The 16,837-nt window shown below is 67.5% G+C and carries 15 protein-coding genes and 1 tRNA gene; 6 read left to right on the forward strand and 10 right to left on the reverse strand.

The features are described from left to right. Positions 1-2: 2 nt before the first annotated feature. Both CJ179_RS08955 and CJ179_RS08960 read left to right on the forward strand, forming a co-directional pair. Positions 3-2,261: a glycerol-3-phosphate 1-O-acyltransferase gene (locus CJ179_RS08955; RefSeq protein WP_095861220.1), complete on the forward strand. Its 2,259-nt coding sequence runs from the start codon at positions 3-5 to the stop codon at positions 2,259-2,261. Between the two features lie 4 nt (positions 2,262-2,265). Beyond that, the gene (locus CJ179_RS08960; protein WP_072941150.1) at positions 2,266-3,705 is read left to right on the forward strand and encodes an HAD-IB family hydrolase; all 1,440 of its coding nucleotides are present in this window, start codon (positions 2,266-2,268) and stop codon (positions 3,703-3,705) included. Positions 3,706-3,712: 7 nt separating this feature from the next. On the opposite strand, the gene CJ179_RS08965 is transcribed toward CJ179_RS08960, so the two are convergent. After that, positions 3,713-4,012 carry a hypothetical protein gene (locus CJ179_RS08965; protein ID WP_095861221.1) on the reverse strand — a complete coding sequence of 100 codons (300 nt, stop codon included), beginning with the start codon at positions 4,010-4,012 and terminating at the stop codon, positions 3,713-3,715. 221 nt (positions 4,013-4,233) lie between these two features. Between CJ179_RS08965 and CJ179_RS08970 the strand changes: the two genes are divergently transcribed. After that, positions 4,234-4,863, forward strand: coding sequence for a hypothetical protein (locus tag CJ179_RS08970; protein WP_072941153.1), 630 nt, complete (start codon positions 4,234-4,236; stop codon positions 4,861-4,863). Positions 4,864-4,913: 50 nt separating this feature from the next. After that, on the forward strand, positions 4,914-6,929 hold the full coding sequence (locus CJ179_RS08975; protein ID WP_095861222.1) for an ABC transporter ATP-binding protein: 2,016 nt from the start codon (positions 4,914-4,916) through the stop codon (positions 6,927-6,929). A gap of 3 nt (positions 6,930-6,932) precedes the next feature. On the opposite strand, the gene CJ179_RS08980 is transcribed toward CJ179_RS08975, so the two are convergent. Together CJ179_RS08980 and CJ179_RS51315 are read right to left on the reverse strand one after the other, a co-directional pair. Next, on the reverse strand, positions 6,933-7,772 hold the full coding sequence (locus tag CJ179_RS08980) for an SDR family oxidoreductase (protein WP_072941158.1): 840 nt from the start codon (positions 7,770-7,772) through the stop codon (positions 6,933-6,935). Between the two features lie 140 nt (positions 7,773-7,912). Beyond that, positions 7,913-8,056 carry a hypothetical protein gene (locus tag CJ179_RS51315; protein WP_005561362.1) on the reverse strand — a complete coding sequence of 48 codons (144 nt, stop codon included), beginning with the start codon at positions 8,054-8,056 and terminating at the stop codon, positions 7,913-7,915. Positions 8,057-8,699: 643 nt separating this feature from the next. On the opposite strand from CJ179_RS51315, the gene CJ179_RS08985 reads away from it, so the two are divergent. Continuing rightward, complete coding sequence (locus CJ179_RS08985; protein WP_005238699.1) at positions 8,700-9,116, forward strand: helix-turn-helix domain-containing protein; 417 nt, start codon at positions 8,700-8,702, stop codon at positions 9,114-9,116. A gap of 132 nt (positions 9,117-9,248) precedes the next feature. Further along, positions 9,249-10,667 carry a glucose-6-phosphate dehydrogenase (NADP(+)) gene (locus CJ179_RS08990; protein WP_072941161.1) on the forward strand — a complete coding sequence of 473 codons (1,419 nt, stop codon included), beginning with the start codon at positions 9,249-9,251 and terminating at the stop codon, positions 10,665-10,667. Positions 10,668-10,689: 22 nt separating this feature from the next. Here CJ179_RS08990 and CJ179_RS08995 read toward each other — a convergent pair whose 3' ends face one another. The 7 genes from CJ179_RS08995 to glp all read right to left on the reverse strand — a co-directional run bounded on the left by CJ179_RS08995 (position 10,690) and on the right by glp (position 16,822). Beyond that, positions 10,690-11,703, reverse strand: a complete 1,014-nt coding sequence (locus tag CJ179_RS08995) for a hypothetical protein (protein WP_095861223.1) — start codon at positions 11,701-11,703, stop codon at positions 10,690-10,692. Continuing rightward, entirely contained in the window at positions 11,703-12,203 is a 501-nt protein-coding gene (locus CJ179_RS09000; protein WP_095861224.1) for an ImmA/IrrE family metallo-endopeptidase, read from the reverse strand. Before CJ179_RS09000 ends, CJ179_RS08995 begins: the two co-directional genes overlap by 1 nt. Positions 12,204-12,205: 2 nt before the next feature. Next, positions 12,206-13,144: a cell surface protein gene (locus tag CJ179_RS09005; protein WP_095861225.1), complete on the reverse strand. Its 939-nt coding sequence runs from the start codon at positions 13,142-13,144 to the stop codon at positions 12,206-12,208. A 502-nt stretch (positions 13,145-13,646) separates the two neighbouring features. Further along, positions 13,647-13,722 (reverse strand) — tRNA-Ala (locus tag CJ179_RS09015). 97 nt (positions 13,723-13,819) lie between these two features. Continuing rightward, positions 13,820-14,560 carry a gephyrin-like molybdotransferase receptor GlpR gene (glpR, locus tag CJ179_RS09020; protein WP_095861226.1) on the reverse strand — a complete coding sequence of 247 codons (741 nt, stop codon included), beginning with the start codon at positions 14,558-14,560 and terminating at the stop codon, positions 13,820-13,822. A 321-nt stretch (positions 14,561-14,881) separates the two neighbouring features. Continuing rightward, the gene (locus tag CJ179_RS09025) at positions 14,882-15,517 is read right to left on the reverse strand and encodes a GNAT family N-acetyltransferase (protein WP_015889441.1); all 636 of its coding nucleotides are present in this window, start codon (positions 15,515-15,517) and stop codon (positions 14,882-14,884) included. Positions 15,518-15,562: 45 nt separating this feature from the next. Continuing rightward, the gene (gene glp / locus CJ179_RS09030; protein WP_095861227.1) at positions 15,563-16,822 is read right to left on the reverse strand and encodes a gephyrin-like molybdotransferase Glp; all 1,260 of its coding nucleotides are present in this window, start codon (positions 16,820-16,822) and stop codon (positions 15,563-15,565) included. Between the last annotated feature and the right edge of the window lie 15 nt (positions 16,823-16,837).

The following is a 16,837-nucleotide window of genomic DNA, read 5'->3' on the forward strand; positions in this document are numbered from 1 at the left end:
CGATGGACGAGCAGACGACACGGCCACGGGTCTATCTCATCGAGACGATGAGCGAGATGGAGGACGACGTTCTCCGCACGTGGCTGGAGCGGCAGGCGAACGACTCCGGCCAGCCACCACCGACCGTCCGCGTCACCGATCAGGCCCTCGCCGATCTGGCACGGCGGAAGGACGATCCGCTGCTCACCCCACTCCGGGTGGTGTGGCTGCCGAAGGAGACGCATCCGGACGGCGCGCAGCGATTGCGGGAGACGCTGTCGCTGCGCGATCCGCTGCACCCCGGTCAGAACATGCAGCGCCGGGTGATGCGCGACGACCCGGCGCGGTGCCAGGTTCTGGAGGGCGACCCGGCCCCGCTCAGCGACCTCGAACGCCGGCTCGCCGAGAACGGGGGTGGATCCCTTCCGGATTTCATCCGCCGCCAGGCGGCGCTGACCCTCGAGCGGGCCGAGCGCACGGTGCTGGGCACGCAATACAAGGTGTCGAGGTTCGTCGTCGACGAGATCACCGACGCCAGCCGGTACCACGACGGCACCCACGAACTGTCGGCCCAATTGAATCTCCCCGTCGCCGAGGTGGATCGCCGGGCTCGCGGCGCGCTGGACGAGATGGTCGCCGCCCAGAGCCGGCGGGCCATCGCACTGTGGGATCAGTTGGGCCGCTACTTCTCCCGCGCGTATCGCCTCGACGTCGACACCACCCGGCTCGACGACCTGCGGGAGCTGAACAAGGAACATTCCCTGGTGTTCCTGCCCAGCCACCGCTCGTACCTGGACCCACTGGTGCTGCGGCCGGCGCTGCTCGCGAACGACCTTCCGCTCAACCACGTGATGGGCGGGCTGAACATCAACTTCTGGCCGATCGGACCGATCGGCAAGCGCAGCGGCACCGTGTTCATCCGCCGGAAGATCGAGGGCGACGAGATCTACAAGTGGACGCTCCGCGAGTACATGCGTTACCTGCTCACGAAACGGTTCAACCTCGAGTGGTACATCGAGGGCGGGCGAAGCCGCACGGGGAAGCTGCGGCCGCCGCGGTTCGGCCTGCTCAACTACCTCGCGAAAGCGTTCCGGGACAGCGGGATGTCCGACGTGTATCTGGTCCCGGTGTCGCTGACCTACGACCAGCTGTACGAGGTCGGGGCGATGGCGGCGGAGGCGCACGGCCAGGCGAAGAGCAAGGAGAGTCTGCGCTGGCTCTTCGGATACGTTCGGGCGCAGGGTCAACGGCACGGTGTCGCGCACGTCAACGTCGGCAGGCCGATGTCGCTGGCCGACTACCTCGGCCAGGAGGACGATCTGCGGCTGGCGGTGCAGAAGACGGCGTTCGAGGTATGCCACCGCATCAACGAGGTCACCCCTGTCACGGCGTCATCGCTCGTCATGCTCGCGTTCCTCGGCATCGAGGACCGGGCGCTCACCGTCGCCGAGGTCGGCGGCATCCTCGGGCCGCTCGTCGACTACATCACGGCGCGCTCGCTGCCGACCGCGGGCGACGTGGATCTGACGGATCCGCAGGTGATCCGCAAGGCCGTGCGCACCCATCTCGACTCCGGGGTCCTGAAAAGTTTCGACCAGGGCAGCGAGCGGGTGTTCTACCTCGGGCGCGATCAGCATCTCGTGGCAGCGTTCTACCGCAACAACACCATTCACTTTTTGGTGATGCGGGCGATCGCGGAGATGGTACTGCGCGCCGCGGTCGATCAGCAGTTCACCGACCCGCTCGAGGACGGATGGAATGCGGCGCTCCGCATCCGCGACCTCCTCAAGTTCGAATTCTTCTTCAGCGAGAAGGACAGCTTCCGGAAGGAACTGCGGGCCGAACTGGACCTGATCGACCCGGCGTGGGAGTCGAATCTGGGCGACCCTCAACATGCGGCGAACCTGTTGTCCGGGATGCGCATTCACCTGGCGCATCGGGTTCTGCAGCCGTTCCTGGAGGCGTACGCGGTGGTCGCGAGTCAGCTGCTGCGCACTCCCGTGGACCGGAAGTTCGACGAGAAGGCATTCATGACGGCGTGCCTCGCGCTCGCCGAGCAGCGACGGCTCCGGCAGCAGATCGGGAGCAGCGAGTCCATTTCGGCCGAACTCTTCACGACCGCGCTCAAGCTGGCGCGGAACCGGGGACTGGTCGAACCGAACGCCGAGAACATGGCGGCCCGGCGGGTCGAATTCGAGGCCGAACTCCAGACCTTGATCGACCAGGTGCTCCGCATCCGGGCCATCGCGCACGAGAATCTGGACCAGATGGGTGGTAGGTGAGTAGATGAGCGATCTCCGCAGTCTCCACGACGACATCGCGGCCGCCGTTCCGGGTCCGGCCACCCTCGCGGCGTTCGACCTGGACGGCACGTTGATCAGCGGGTACTCCGCAAGTGTCGTCTACCGGGACCGCCTGCGGCGCTTCGATATCAGCGTCGCCGAGCTTCTCCGCACCACGAACGCCGCGGTGGAGACCCGATTCCGAGGCGCCGATGTCGGCAACCTGATGCGCATCGGCGTGCAGAGCCTGGCCGGGCGCATGGAGGACGAGATGCAGGAGTGGGGGCAGCGGCTGTTCCGGCAGGAGATCGCGAGGATGATCTTCTCGGAGGTCCGCGGCCTGCTCGCCGCGCACCGGCACGCCGGCCACCGGGTGGTGATGGCCACGTCCGCCACCCCGTATCAGGCGCTGTCGGTGGCCGCCGACCTCGACATCGAACCCGAGGACGTGCTGTGCACCCGGCCCGCGATCCTGGACGGGATGCTCACCGGAAAGCTCGACTCGGCGCCGCTGTGGGGGCCGGCCAAGGCCGAGGCACTGCGCGAGTACGCCGACAAGCACGGCGCCGATCTGGGTGACAGCTTCGCGTACTCCAACGGCGCGGAGGATGTTCCGATGCTGAAGTCGGTGGGACATCCCGTGGCGCTGAATCCCGACCGCAAACTGGCGGCCACCGCGCGGCAGAACGGTTGGCCGTCGGTGAATCTGCGACCTCCCGAGAGCGGTGCCGACCCGATGTCCATCGCCCGCACCACCACCGCGATCGGCGCGCTGATGGGCGCCGCGGCGTTCGGCGTCTCCGCGGGCCTGCTCACCCAGAACCGGCAGACCGGAGCCAACCTGGTCGGCAGCTTCGGACCGGATCTCGCCCTCACGATCTGCGGCATCAACGTTCGTATCAAGGGCAAGGAGAACGCGTGGTCGGCCAGGCCCGCGGTCTTCATGTTCAACCACCAGAGTTCGCTCGACCTGCTGGTGATCGGCAGCGTCATCCGGCGCGACGTCACCGGCGTCGCGAAGAAGGAGGCCGCGCGCGACCCCCGGTTCATTCCCGTGGGTGCCCTCCTCGACGTCGCCTACATCGACCGGTCGGACAGCACCAAGGCGCGGGCGGCGCTCCGCCCGGCCGTGGACAAACTGCAGTCCGGCATCTCGATCGCGATCGCCCCCGAGGGCACCCGCTCACCGTCCCCGCGTCTCGGCAAGTTCAAGAAGGGCGGATTCCATCTGGCGATGCAGGCAGGAGTGCCGATCGTGCCGATCGTCATCCACAACGCCGGCGAACGGATGTGGCGGAACTCGCTCGTCGCGCACCCCGGCACCGTCGACGTCGACGTCCTCGCGCCCGTGTCGACCGACGGCTGGGACCTCGCGGATCTCGACCGGCACGTCGACGAGGTGCGCACGCTGTTCGAGGACTGCCTGCACGGCGGGCACCGCTGAAGAAGTTCTACGTTCCGGCCCTCACACTGCCGGTGAAGAAGAACGGCGCCGTGGTGCCGAAGCAGAACACGGTCACGTTGGATCCCTTCGCGAAACCACCGACTGCCCCTACACCGGCCTTGAGTCCGAAATTCGAATCCAGCGCGAAGCAGTTCCAGCTTTCCTTGTCCGGCACGTTGACGACGATCCCGCCACTGACGCTTCCTGTACTGAGTGTCGGTGATGCCGTCGCCGGGCCTGCTCCGACGAGCATCACCGGAGCGATGACGGCTGAAGCGATTGCCGTGCGGAGTGCGATCTTGTTCATTGTGCTCACCTTCGTTTGACGAGTCCCGACTCTTCGGCGAACGGTGATGCTCGCGACTGCGGGTGCAGCCACGAGTGCGGTCGTCGATCGCCGCTTACTACGCATATCGCTCCGACACCCTCGAAAAGTTTCACAATCCGCGTAGTCGACTACGCGCGACGGGTCTCGGGCCGTACGGGAGAGTCGACGTACACCGGTGGAGCGTCGATGGGAGTGAAACCATGAGCGAGACCAAGAGCGCCGAACCTCTCGACCGAATGGCTGTGCGGCGCCACCAATTTCGGCTCAGCATGCTGGTCGCCGCGATGGCCGTCGCCGGGACCCTGATCGGTTCCGTGTCCGGAGGGGCGTTCACACTGCTGAACACGTCGAATCAGGTGGAGGCGACGGTGAACCAGTCCTCGAACGAATTCCTGCGAACACAGCGGCAGCAGATCTACACGGAGTTCCTCACCGCGGCCAACGAGGTGTGCACCACCGCAGGTTCCGTGTCGGTGGCATTCGACCACTTCGAGGGCCCCGACCTCTCGGGCGTGATGCTCGAAATCCTCGGGCCGCTACCGCGGCAAAATATCGTGCTCGGCTCGAAGTTCGCGGCGGTGGAGTTGATCGGATCCGGGGCGGTAGTGGAATCGGCACGGCGAATGGTGGTCGAGTATCTGGCCGGCGCCGAGACGATCGGCTGGCTGAGCAACGACTTCGCGGCAGATGATGTCGTGTCAGCGGACGCCCTGTCCACCCGCCAGCAACAGTTCGCCGACCACTTTCAGTCCGGCAAGAGCGCCCAGGAAGACTTCCTCACCGCGGTGCGAGGCGAACTCGGCATCCCCGAGCGCGGTGACCGGCCGTAACCGGACCGAATCGGCTCGCCAGGACTCCGCTCGGTGGGCACGATGGGGAGATGTCCGCGACCGGTTCCGCATCCACCCAGCAGGCGCCCGAGCCTTCGCTGCTCCCCCGCATTTGGGCGCTCCTGCGCCCCTACCGCGGGTGGCTGGTGCTCGTCGCGGCCGCGATCGTCGTCTCCTCGCTGCTCGGCATCGTGAATCCGTTCCTCACGAAGGCCGTATTCGACCGCGCTCTGTTTCCCACCGACGGCAGCGGCGTGCACCTGACGCTGCTGCTGTGGCTGGTGGTGGCCATGATCGTGGTGACGCTGGCGGGTTCGGTGATCGGCGTCGGACAGAGTTACCTCACCACCAAAGTCGGCAACCTGTCGATGGCGGATCTCCGGGAACGCCTGTTCGCCCATCTCGAAAAGATGGAGCTGGCCTTCTTCACCTCCACCAAGACCGGCTCGATCCAATCGCGTCTGGCCAACGACGTCGGAGGCGTGCGGTCGGTCCTCACGTCCACGGCGTCGAGCATCCTCTCGAACGTCGTCACCGTCACGGCGTCGCTCGTCGCGATGCTGCTGCTGTCGTGGCAGCTGACGCTGCTCGCGGTCGCGTTGCTGCCCGGTTTCGTCTATCTGCAGCGGCGGGTCGGCGCCCGGCGGCGGGTTCTGGCGCGCAAGACGCAGGAGTCGTTGTCGGACATGACCGCGATCACCGAGGAAGCACTGAGCGTGTCGGGTGTGCTGCTGACGAAGGTGTTCAACCAGGCCGACACCGAACTGGACCGGTATCGGACCGAGAACGCCCGGCAGACGGAACTTCAGGTGCGCCAAGCCATGACGGGGCAGGGCTTCTTCGCCGTCGTGAGCTCGTTCATGGCGATCACGCCCGCTCTGGTGTACCTGCTGGCCGGGTATCTCGTCAGCGGCGGTTCCGCGGCCCTCTCCGCGGGCACGCTCGTCGCGTTCTCGACGCTGCAGGCCAGATTGCTGCAACCGCTGGTTTCGCTGATGCGGGTCACCCTCGACGTCCAGACGTCGATGGCGTTGTTCCGCCGCATCTTCGAGTACCTCGACCTGCAACCCGCGATCGTGAACCGGCCGGACGCCGTCGAACTGCCCGCGGACTCACCCGGGCGGGTGGAACTGGACGACGTGTACTTCGCGTATCCCGCGCCCGTCCGCCTGGCCACCGCGGATCCCGACCCGGTGGCTCTGCGCAGCCTGGGCCGCGGCGGTGGGGGCGGCATGCGCGGCGTCGCGACCGTCGCGCCGCGACTCCCGGCCTCGGCGGCACCCGAAGCCGCACCGGCGGAACGTCGCAGCAGGCGCTGGGCGGTCGCGGGCACGTCGCTGGAGATCGAACCCGGTCAACTCGCGGCATTCGTCGGACCGTCCGGCGCAGGCAAGACCACGCTCTGTTACCTCGTGCCGCGCCTCTACGAGGTGGACAGCGGCGCCGTCCGGGTCGACGGCCACGACGTGCGCGACCTGACCATGAGTTCACTCGCCGACGCGGTCGGAATGGTGACCCAGGACCCGTATCTGTTCCACGCCTCGATCGCCGACAACCTTCGGTACGCCAAGCCGGACGCGACGGATTCCGAATTGCAGGCGGCTGCCGCGGCCGCCAACATCCACGACCGCATCCTCGGATTCGACGACGGCTACGACACCCTGGTCGGCGAAAGAGGATTCCGCCTGTCCGGCGGCGAGAAGCAACGCCTGGCCATCGCCAGGGTGCTGCTGAAGAATCCCCGCGTACTGATCCTCGACGAGGCGACGTCCGCGCTCGACACGGTCTCCGAGCGACTCGTCCAGCGTGCCCTCGGCGAGGTGATGCGCGGACGCACCACGCTCGCGATCGCCCACCGGCTGTCCACAATTCAGCACGCCGACGTGATCTTCGTGATCGATGAGGGAACACTCGTCGAACGCGGCACGCACACCGAACTCCTTGCGCGACACGGGTTGTACGCGCGCCTCCACGCCGAGCAGTTCGGGGCCGGGCAGGTCGAGTGCCGGTGCACCGACGGCGTCCGGTTCACCGACGGCACCGTACTCCGGGCCGGCGAGGCCTAGCCGTTACAGGAACTTGCTGAACTGGTCGTTCGCCCGTTGCATCACGAAGTCGTACGGCGGCGAGAACTTGCGGGCCCACCAGTAGCCGAACCGGATGTCCGGCGACGTGTACACCAGGTACCGGTCCTTCTTGATGCCGGCGATGATGCAGGACGCCACCTTTTCGGGCGTGACAGCGCGCTTCTCGAAGCGGTGGATCGCCTTCTGGATGCGCGGATCGTCGCGGTCGACGCCTGCGATCTCGACGGTGCCCACCAGCGGCGTCTTGACCGCGCCGGGAACCACGAGGCTCACGCCGATCCCGTGCCGTTTGAGGTCGAACCGCAGGACCTCGGACACTCCGCGGAGACCGAATTTGCTTGCGCTGTAAGCCGCATGCCACGGGAGCGCCAGGAGTCCGGCGGCGGAAGAGACGTTGACCAGGTGACCGCCGCGTCCCGCCCGCACCATCGGGGGCACGAAACTCTCGATGATGTGGATCGGGCCCATCAGATTGACGTCCACCATGGACTTCCAGTGACGGTGTTCGAGATTCTCGACCGTCCCCCACGCAGAGATGCCTGCGACATTCATCACGACGTCGAGGCTGCCGAACTGTTCGTGGACATCGGCGGCGAATGCGGCAACCACGTCGTAATCGGACACGTCGAGCGCACGCGAGAAACTGACGGTGCCCCCACCGCTGCCGACTTGCTCGACCGTCTGCGCCAGGCCGACCTCGTTGATGTCGGTGAGGAACAGTTCGGCGCCCTCGGCCGCGGCCGCCAGGGCTGTTGCCTGCCCGATTCCGCTACCTGCACCCGTGATCAGGCACTTCTTGCCGTCCAGCGTCTTGATCGCCATAGCCGTGTGCGCCCCCGTCGTCACCGATCCGTGTCGGCTGGAAGTCTACGCACGCAATCTGATTGCGCGCACGCAACTGCGGCGGCACATTTGCCCGGAAATGACGCGAACCGGCCCTCGCCGGGCCGGTTCGTGACGGTTCACAACCGCTGGGTCATTTCTTCCTGATAAGTACGAATCGTCCTCTCGATCCCGTTGGCATCGTCGTCGTTTCCTCGGTGCCGGGCGTCGTCGGCGCGCTCGCGCAGAACTCGAATCGCCTTCCGAAGCTCGGCGTCACTCATTCTGTGTTCCATATCACAATCATCCCTGACGGCTTCGGTTTTGACCAGACTCGGAGGTCCGCCGCCGCTACAGAACCCCACCTGAGCTGGACAATCGTCCAGCTCGCCGAGGCGGACGGGCACCCGACCCGCAGCGGCCGTGGAACGAAACGGCGGCGCGCGGCCCGCCGCCCGTGCAGAAGGCTCTGCTTCACAGTAGTGTTCACCAAGCCCCGCGGGCCGCGAGCGACCTCTCGACGTTGCGATGCGCAACGCAACACATTGGCCCTGAACAGGGACGATAGCCACGTCGACCTCGCGGTGCACACCCCTGCGACGTTGCCAGCAAACTCTCAGTGATTGAAACGGCAACCATGCGGCCACACCCTCGGCCGCGGATTCCGATGCGAGCACATCGTCGACCGCACCGGCGCCCCCCTTGAACTTTCAACGGTAGACCGTGCGTGACGAGCACAGAGGGCGCCCGAAAGGCCGAGGATTCCCGAGCGGGCGGCGCCCGGTGATTGAAACATATATGAGATAAGCCATGCTCGAGCGAACGGCGTTTTGCCTCTATGTCCGTGAGTTATCAATCGGTTATCATCGTGGTACGGTGTCGTTCACACGACTGACGCGCGCACGAGAGAGGACCCGGCGGCTCACAATGGCAGATTTTGCTGCGCGGTTGAACAAGCTTTTCGACACGGTCCACCCTCCGGGACGTAAACCGCATACCAACGCTGAGGTCGCTGCGGCGCTGATCGCAGACGGACATCAGATCTCGAAGCCCTACATCTCTCAGCTCCGATCGGGACAGCGCACCAATCCCTCCGACGAGACGGTCGCGGCATTCGCCCGCTTTTTCAAGGTGAAGCCCGACTACTTCTTCAACGACATCTACGCCGCGAAGATCGACCACGATCTCGAGCTTCTCTCGCAACTCCAGGGATACGGACTCCGCAAGCTCTCCAGCCGCGCGTTCGACCTTTCCGAAGAGTCGCAGAATCTGCTCACCACGATGGCCGAGAAACTCCGCGCCAGCGAGGGATTGCCGGAGGTTCCGCCGGACGCGTCCCGCTGATCACGAGAGTCATTGGACGGCAACGAGTTCGACGGAGATTGTTCCGGAGATCCGCGTAGGACTCGCAACGCCGGCCTTACGACACCACCGGATTGTCCTGCCCGGCGTGTCTTCGTGGCGCATGATGGAGCAATGGTTGACAGACCGCAGCTCGGTCCCACGATCTTCGTCCTCTTCGGTGCCACCGGAGACCTGTCCAAACGCATGGTCCTCCCCGCGTTCTTCCAGCTCGCCCTGTCCGGACTCCTGAACTCCGAGTGGATGCTGATCGGCACCGGGCGGGGCAACGTCTCCGACGATCAGTTCCGCGACCACGTGCGCGACGTCGTGAACCAGTTCGGAGTGCCGCACGACGACGCCGACTGGGAACCGTTCTCCCGGCGGCTGAGATTCGCCGGCGGCGGCTTCACCCCCGACAACCCGGGAACGCTCCCCGCGGCCGTGCAGCAGGCGCGGCAGGACCTCGGCGCGGCAGATGCGCAGTTGGTCCACTACCTGGCGCTGCCACCGAGCACATTCGCCGAGACCACCCGTGCGCTCGGCGCCCACGATCTGGCCCGCGGCGCACGCGTCGTGTACGAGAAGCCGTTCGGGACTTCCCAGGAGGCGTTCACCGAACTCGACGAAGCCGTGCACCACGTCCTCGACGAGAAGCAGATCTATCGGATCGACCACTTCCTCGGCAAGGAGAGCACCCAGAACCTGCACATCCTGCGCTTCGCCAACGGGATGATCGAGGGCGTCTGGAACCGGGAACACGTCGAGCAGATTCAGATCGACGTGCCCGAGACACTCGACATCGACGACCGCGCCCGGTTCTACGACGCCACCGGCGCCGTCCTGGACATGCTCGTGACGCACCTGTTCCAGGTCGCCGCCGAGATCGCGATGGAACCGCCGGAGACGTTGGGCGCCGACGATCTCCAATCCGCACGGGAATCCGTGATCGGGGCGTTCCGTCCCCTCGATACCGCCGACGTGGTGCTCGGCCAGTACGAGGGGTACCGCGACGTCGACGGTGTCGCGGACGATTCGACGACGGAGACGTTCGTCGCCGCCCGGTTGTGGGTCGATACGGACCGCTGGCACGGGGTGCCGTTCCTCCTCCGCACCGGAAAGATGCTGGGCGTCAGCAAGCAACGGGTGAGCCTGGTCTTCCGCAGTCCCCAGGGCCCGCTCACCGACATTCCGCCGGACGGCGCAGTCCTCACCTTCGATCTGAAGGGCGACGGCGAGATCGACATCTCGATGGTCGTCAAGGAACCCGGGCCCGACGACAGCCTGTCGGTGGGCCACCTGGGGCTGCCCCTCGATACGGTGCCGCTCGGCCACGCCCTGGCACCCTATTCGCGGCTCATCCTCGACGTCCTGCACGGCGACCGGTCGCTGTTCACGCGCCCCGACGGCCTGGCCCACGTCTGGACCGTCGCCGACGCGCTTCTGCGGGACCCTCCCCCAGCCAAGCCGTATCCCGCCGGATCCATGGGCCCGCCCGAGGCCGAGGACCTCGCCGCACCCTGCGGATGGCTCGTCACCGGATCGCCGGACTGACCGGTATCACCGGTCGCTCCGGCTAGTCCGCAGCCGAGTCGGCGGTATCCGCCTGCGCGGGAGCCGGGGCCGACGTGCCGAACTCGGTGTACGCGTCCGCGAGTTCGAGCACCCATCGGCGCGGCGACATACCCTGGGGCAGCGCGATCCATTCGGTGTCGAGGACGTCCGAGGCGACCGGGTCGTCGATCCAGCGCGCGAGAATCCTGGCGCGCTCGGCCGTCGATTCCGGAAGGTCCTGTTCGTCCGTGTCGAGCATGCCCGCACCCGCCTGCAGGTACAGCGCGTCCATGACGTGGGCGACCGCGTCGGAGGCGCGGAGAACGGCCGTGCTGCCCTTGCCGTCGCCCTCCACCACTTCGGGGAACCTGGTGACGAGCACCGAATGCAGAGTGTCCATGCGGCGCAGGTCCTGCCGTGCGCGCAGCCAGGTTTCGACGAGCACCCACACGGTGCCGACCGACACGATCACGGCCGCGACGGTGTACGCCGGCGAGGAGCCGACGGTCCACGTCTGCCCGGACACCTCGCGCACCAGTCCCACGCCGGCCGCCGCCAGGACCGTCGCGGATCCGACGACGATCAGCGAGATTCCCCGGCCGAGCGGGGTCCACGCGACGTGCCGGACCCCGGTCACGACCACCGCGGTCAGCGCGATCACGATGAACACCAGCGCGGGGACGGGATATCCACCGGCAAGCCCGATTCCGACCACGACGGCGACCGTGTAGACGACGACGGCCACGGCGCGCAACGCCGCACGCGGGAGTATCGGCCACACGGAGACCGCGCCGACCGCGCTCGCGGCGGCGAACAGCGTCCATGCCAGTTCGAGGACGATCTGCGACAGCCCGGGCGCCGGGGCCACGGTGTCGAGGCGACCTGCGACGTCCGGGACGGCCAGCGTCGACGCGATTGCCGCACTGGACACGGCCACCACCATCGCCACCCGCAAAGGCGTCGGCTGACGCGCGGCGACTCGGCCGATCCGGGCACCCGCCGCCGTCCAGACGACCAGCGCAACCAGCCAGCCCATCAGCCGATCGCCTCGTCGTACCGGAGCACGGACACGGGAGTACCGCGCCCCTGCATCGTCTTCAAACGGATGAGCAGCATCGACGCGAACGTCTCGGCCTCCCACTCGGCCACCTCGTCGGACGGCTGTTCGTCTCCCCGCCGCCGCGACCGCTGGCTGAGCATGTAGGCGATCAGATCGTCGCCGGCTTCGAGGGTCGCGGCCACGATCTCCGCTCCTTCGTGTCGAAACACGATGTGACCCAACTCGTGCGCGAGCGTGCGGTCGAGGTCCGGCAGACCCGGCGCCAGCACGATCACGTCCCGGTCCGGGTACGCGCGCCGCTGGCCGCAGACCCCGGGTGCCATCGGCTTCGTGAAATCGAGTTCGATGGCACGCTGCCGTTCGCGGGCCACCGCGTCCACCACGTGCCGAAGCGTCACTGCCTCGGCTCGGGCCGCGGCGTCACACACCGCGTCCACGGCCGCCGCCACCCGACGATGAGATCTGTTCGCCCCCACGACTACACCCCTCCATTCGAAGCGGGCGGGAAGAATTCCGCCCGCGCGGCCGCGATGCGCGCCTGTTGTGCGCGAGCGCCCTTGAAGGTCAGCGCACCCGCTCCGCCTGCGCAGCACAGCAGCACGCCGACCCCACCGAGAACGGTGATCGCAGGCAACGGCTCACTGTGGACCACCGGCACCATTCCCGGCGGCGCGGCATCCGGATCGCCGTCGTCGGGCGCCTGTGCGCCGGGCGACTGTGCGTCGCTGCCCGGGGTTTCCCCGGCGGGCCGGTCCTGGGGCGCGGAATCCGTGGAACCGCTCACACCCGGGCCTGCCGCGGCGGCGCCGGGACCGGACCCGGAACCTCCTGCCGGTGCTCCCCCGGACGCCGGTGGCGCACCGGCAGGACTCCCGGGGGCCGGGGCGGCCGCAGCGTCGGAACCCGCGTCGCCGGATCCCACGTCTCCGGAATCGTCGCCTCCGGACGCGTCCGGGCGCACGACCTTCGGTTCCGCGACGGGTGGCAACACGATGGGGTTGGGCGGAACGACGACGACACGTGACGTCGAGGGAGTCGACGTCCCGGTGGGCTCAGCGGACACGGTGGGTTCCGTGGTCCCGGACGGCTCCGTGGTCCCGGACGGTTCCTGGGTCCCGGACGGCTCCGCCGTCTTGGTCGGCTCGGCCGTGTGACTGGGTTCCCGTGTCTCGCTGGGCTCTCCGCCACCGCATCCGCGCCGGCTCTCGCACGGTGGGTCGGGATCTCTGGGCTTGCCACCGCCGGGAGACCCGGCGGAACCGCCTTCGCAGCGGCCGCCGTCGCATTCGTGGTACTGAGGGCCGGCGACGGCGTCGGACGGGAACGCCGAAACAGTGATCCAGGCGAGCCCGGACAAGAAGGCCACAGCCAGCCCGACCACGGCCAGCCTTCGAAAGACACGACGCGCGCTCACCATGCACCCCCCTCGTATTCACGACACCACGTTCACGGCGACGTCGCCGCTGTCATGGTAACGAGCGAATCGAGCGGAGGTGCTGGTGGTGCCGGTGTCGGGGAACCGGCACCACCAGCGATGCCCGAGCCAGGTGGGACTCGAGCAGCTTCGGAGAACCCCTACGGGCTCGGCGTTACCGCCTGGCGGTGCGGATCGGTCGGGGCCGTCGCGATGTCGATTGGCCGGCCGGAGTTCACAGAACGTTCACCAGCAACATCGTCGCGGTGATGGTCGCGACCACCGTCGCCGGCTCCAGGAACTTCGAGATCTTGCGCATTGCCTGCATGTATTTCCACCCCGTGCGATCGACCCCTTGATGACCTACGGACAGTACACAGCATTCAGTTACCTTTTGGCAAATTGTGGTTCGGAGAGTCGCGGTCCCGCACACCGGACGACGGCACTCACCTGGGCCGGAACGCAGAAGAGGCACTCTCTCCGGACGGAGTGAGTGCCTCTTCTGTGGTGGAGCTGAGGGGAATCGAACCCCTGACCTCTTCGATGCGAACGAAGCGCGCTACCAACTGCGCCACAGCCCCGCGCGGATCCTGCGATCCGCTCGGCAAACTCTAGCAGGCAACCCGCGGAAGGAGCGAATCGCCTGCACCGACGTGGCTTTCGGCCCGGATCGGAGGGCTACTCACCGGCGGCCCGGCGCATGGTCGCCTGCTGCATCGGCTCGTCGTCGAAGTGCTCGAGATGATCGAATTCGGGGTCCTCGTCGTCCACCTCGAGGACGACGGCCCCCGGACGCCGCAACCGGGCGGGGATGAGCCGGAGTTCGTCGTCGCTCCGGGATTCGACGCCCAGCCGCGAGCGATTGAGACGCGCGGTTCGGCGACGGCGGATCTCCTGCTCGATCTGGACCTGCCGGCGCAGGTACGCCATGTAGGCGACGAGACCGGCCACGCCCGCCGCGAACGCCCACCACATCAGCGGCGAGATGATCAGCCCGAGCGCCGCCGACATGATCGTCGCGAACACCAGCCCGAGAAGCGATCGCTGCCTGAACCCGTAGCGGGCCTCGCGCGCGATCGCGTCGGCCTCGGGATCGAAGCCGCCACGCCCGCGGCGCACCGGCACGTACTCACCGACCGGTGCCCGCTCACCGTCGAAATCGTCTTCCTCTGCGTGAGTGTCCACAAGGTCCTCCGCGTCGTAGCCGTAGTGGTCCGGTTCCGGTTGCCAGTACGGGTCGCTGCGGTGCCCTGCCGCGGGTCCACGCTGCACGGGACGTTCGTCGCCGCGGTGCAGCACGCGCGTCGCGAGTGCTGCGTCACTGGTTTGCCGAATCCGGGGGCGGTTGTTCACCAGCATCGGGACCAGGACGAAGAGCCACACGACGACGAGCCCGATCCAGAGAAACGAGTTCGGCATTCGGCGACCTCCTCCCAATCGTCTACCAGCATGGATACCGCTGTTGACCCATCCAGGCTAACCGCATGAACACGCACATCTTCGCAGACGCGCCGATCCCACCATACTCAGGTGTCACATGCGTAACGCGAAAATGTGGTGCTCGACATGCGCCGAGCGGGCGAAGGAAACGATCGGGCAAAGACTCGCCGAAAGCGGAGTCCCGGCCGGGGAGCTTTTGATACCGTGAAGTAACTGCCGCATAGCTGGACGTTTGTCCATGTCCGATTCGGCGGGCAAACAAGGGTGGATTTGCCGGTCACGCGCTGACGGCGTCGGCGGTCACGCCCAGGTGGCTTTGCCACTCCGCACGAGCGAGTCCGCGACAGTGCCGGGCACGTCCTCGACGGTCATGCCGACCAGAATGTGGTCACGCCACTGCCCGTCGACGTCCAGATAGCGCGCGAGCAGACCTTCCTCGCGGAAGCCGACGTTGCGGAGCACCGCCTGGCTCGCCAGGTTCTCCGGGCGCACGGTGGCCTCCACGCGGTGCAGACCCACGGGGCCGAAGGCATGATCGAGCCCCAGTGCGAGCGCGCCCGTGGCCACGCCGAGCCCGTTGACGTCGCTGGCCACCCAATAACCGATCCACGCGGAGCGCAGAGCACCCCGCACCACGTTGCCGATCGTGATCTGGCCGCAGAAATTGCCGTCGAGTTCGATGGCCATCGGCAGCATCCGGCCCTTCCGCGCCTCCGAACGCAGACTGCTGCACAGCCCCGGCCATCCCGAAATATGATGGCGCGCTTCCCAGGGCGCCTCCCCCGTCGGCTCCCATGGTTCGAGGTGCGCGCGGTCGCGGGTGCGCAGACGGCTCCACGCGGCCGCATCACGCAACCTGATGGCGCGCACTGTGACGACGCCACCCTTCACCCGCAGAGGCCCGAGATGCGGCGGCCAACCCGGATGCTGCGTCATCCCGTCTCACACCGATGCTGTGTCATGCCGTCTCACACCGTGTCATCAGCCACGCTGCGCCAGGAACGCCACGTCCACCTGGTCACCCGTCCGCACCTCGGTGATCTCGGGTTCGATGAGGACGAGGCAGTTGGCCTCGGCCAGGGTGGCGAGCAAGTGTGAGGACGCGCCCGGCGCCCCGCCGAGAGCTTGGACGAGGTACTCCCCCGTGGCCTCGTCGCGCATGAGCTGACCGCGGAGAAAGCCCTTGCGGTTCTCGATGGACGTGATGGGCGCGACGGTGCGGGCGGTGACGATGCGGCGCATCGGCTGCCTGCGACCCAGTGCAATGCGGATCAGCGGGCGCACCATCACCTCGAACACCACCAGGGCGCTCACCGGATTGGACGGGAGCAGGAACGTCGGAACCTCGTCCCGGCCGAGCTGGCCGAAACCCTGGACCGATCCCGGGTGCATCGCGACCCGGTCGACCTCGAGGTTGCCGAGATCGGCGAGTGCGTCCCGCACGTCCTCGGACGCGCCACCGCCGACCGCACCCGCGATGACGACGATCTCGGACCGGATCAGCTGACCCTCGACCACCTCGCGCAGACGACGCGCGTCGGCGTTCGCGATACCGACCCGGTTCACGTCGGCGCCTGCGTCGCGGGCGGCGGCGGCCAGCGCGTAGGAGTTGACGTCGTAGACCTGACCGGGCCCCGGGGTCCGGTCGACGTCGACGAGTTCGCCACCGACCGAGATGACGGACAGCCGGGGCCGGGGATGCACGAGCACCTTGTCGCGTCCCACCGCGGCCAGCAACCCCACCTGGGCGGCGCCGATGATGGTGCCTGCCCGGACGGCGACGTCGCCGGGCTGCACGTCGTCGCCGGCGCGGCGCACGTAGTCGCCGGAGCGGACCGGTTTGTAGATCTTGACGCGGGCGCGGCCGCCGTCGGTGCGGTCGAGCGGGAGGACGGCGTCGGCGAGCGTCGGGAGCGGGGCGCCCGTGTCGACCTTGACCGCCTGACGGGGCTGCAGCCGGATCGGCTGCCGCGAACCCGCCGTGACCTCCCCGACCACGGGAAGGGACAGTTCCACGGGAGCACCGTCGTCGTCCCGGATGTCGGTTCCGGCAGCCTGAACGTCGACGCTACGGACGGCGTAACCGTCGATCGCGGCCTGGTCGAACCCGGGAAGCGGCCGCTCGGTGACCACTTCTTCGGCACACAGCAGCCCCTGGGCTTCGGAGATCGCCACACGGACCGGCCGCGGCGCCACCGCGGCCGCGGTCACGATCGTCTGTTGCTCCTCGACCGACCGCAAGTTCTTGCCTCCCGA

It is taken from the genome of Rhodococcus sp. ACS1, from assembly GCF_002300155.1.
GTDB classification, from domain to species: domain Bacteria; phylum Actinomycetota; class Actinomycetes; order Mycobacteriales; family Mycobacteriaceae; genus Rhodococcus_F; species Rhodococcus_F koreensis.